The organism is Acetivibrio sp. MSJd-27 (assembly GCF_018918095.1).
In the GTDB taxonomy this organism is placed as follows: Bacteria; Bacillota; Clostridia; order UMGS1840; family HGM11507; genus HGM11507.
Genome location: NZ_JAHLPV010000089.1, coordinates 1 through 1583 on the forward strand (window position 1 = coordinate 1; position 1583 = coordinate 1583).

Consider the following 1583-nt stretch of genomic DNA (forward strand, 5'->3'; position numbering starts at 1 on the left):
TTACAGATATTTCGTACATACACACAAAGCAAGGCGTATTGTATTTGTCGGTCATCAGAGATTTGTTCGACAACAGTATTGTAGCCTACAGGATGGGAACGAAACAAAATGTAAATCTGGTTTTGAGTACGATTAAAGCCGCCAAGAAAAAAGAGAAGGTCACTGCACAGATGCAACTTCACAGTGACCAAGGCTTTCAGTATACTTCACAAGCCTACTTCAAGCTAACACAATCATACGGCATTACTCCATCAATGTCAAGCCGAGGAAATCCGTATGACAACGCTTTAGCTGAAAATTTCTTTTCCATTCTTAAAACAGAGTGCATCTATCGCGCTAAACTTCCGACTTATGAGGAGGCGTGCCTCCTCATAAGTGAATATATCCATTTTTACAACAACGAGCGTATTCAACTAAAAACAAAACTGACTCCGTTAGAACAACGGAATCAGTTTTGTTGTATCAGGAAAACCACGCGATAGTCGCGTGGTTGGATAGAGGTTAACCGATGAGCAAAAATCCTCCGTATATGTTAAAATAGAGACGACCTGCCAGTCGAAATAAAAACACATACGGAGAGTTTTATCTATGAAAAAAGAAGTCATAGACACGAGTAGTTTAGCACATACAAAATGGAATTGCAAGTATCACATAGTATTTGCACCAAAATACAGAAGGAAAGTGTTTTTTGAAGAAAAACGATTGGAAATACGAGAAATATTAAGAAAGCTATGCCAATGGAAAGGCGTAAACATAATAGAAGAGAAGTATGCCCAGATCACATTCATATGTTAGTAAACATCCCGCCCAAAATGAGTGTTTCGGGATTTATGGGGTATCTGAAAGGGAAAAGTGCTTTGCTGATATTTCAAAAATGGGGGAACATGAAGTTTGCTTACCGAAACCGCGAATTTTGGTGTAAGGGATATTACGTTGATACCGTGGGGAAGAACACGAAAGCGATAAAAGAATATATAGCAGAACAATTAAAGAAAGATAAGGAAAGTGATCAATTGAGCATATTCGACCCACGGGACCCATTTATGGGCAGTAAGTAACAATTGCATGGCTGGCAGGCCAATCTAAAACGCACTTGTGCGTTGCCAGTAATGGTTAGGGCTTTGCCCGAAAATGAAATCCCCCCCGTTTCACGGGGGGATATTTATTTTTAGTTGAATACGCTCGTTGTTGTAAAAATGGATATATTCACTTATGAGGAGGCGCGCCTCCTCATAAGTCGGAAGTTTAGCGCGATAGATGCACTCTGTTTTAAGAATGGAAAAGAAATTTTCAGCTAAAGCGTTGTCATACGGATTTCCTCGGCTTGACATTGATGGAGTAATGCCGTATGATTGTGTTAGCTTGAAGTAGGCTTGTGAAGTATACTGAAAGCCTTGGTCACTGTGAAGTTGCATCTGTGCAGTGACCTTCTCTTTTTTCTTGGCGGCTTTAATCGTACTCAAAGAGTCTTTTACAAAGATTGTGTAAACCTCCAAACAGGTATATAATAAATACTGAGTTTGGAGGTTTTACTATGCCAAGAAGAAAAAGAACGCCGGAGGAAATCGCACGCAAAGCAAAAG

Annotated in this window: 2 protein-coding genes and 1 pseudogene; 2 read left to right on the forward strand and 1 reads right to left on the reverse strand. The window is 39.8% G+C overall.

Going from position 1 to position 1583, the window contains the following annotated elements; genetic code table 11:
• Both KQI32_RS13205 and tnpA read left to right on the forward strand, forming a co-directional pair.
• Positions 1-482: IS3 family transposase (locus tag KQI32_RS13205; protein WP_216426103.1), on the forward strand; the 482-nt coding region annotated here is incomplete at its 5' end.
• 106 nt (positions 483-588) lie between these two features.
• Positions 589-1058: pseudogene (gene tnpA, locus KQI32_RS13210) on the forward strand (IS200/IS605 family transposase).
• A 90-nt stretch (positions 1059-1148) separates the two neighbouring features.
• On the opposite strand, the gene KQI32_RS13215 reads toward tnpA, so the two are convergent.
• Complete coding sequence (locus tag KQI32_RS13215; protein ID WP_216426105.1) at positions 1149-1463, reverse strand: IS3 family transposase; 315 nt, start codon at positions 1461-1463, stop codon at positions 1149-1151.
• Positions 1464-1583 lie beyond the last annotated feature (120 nt).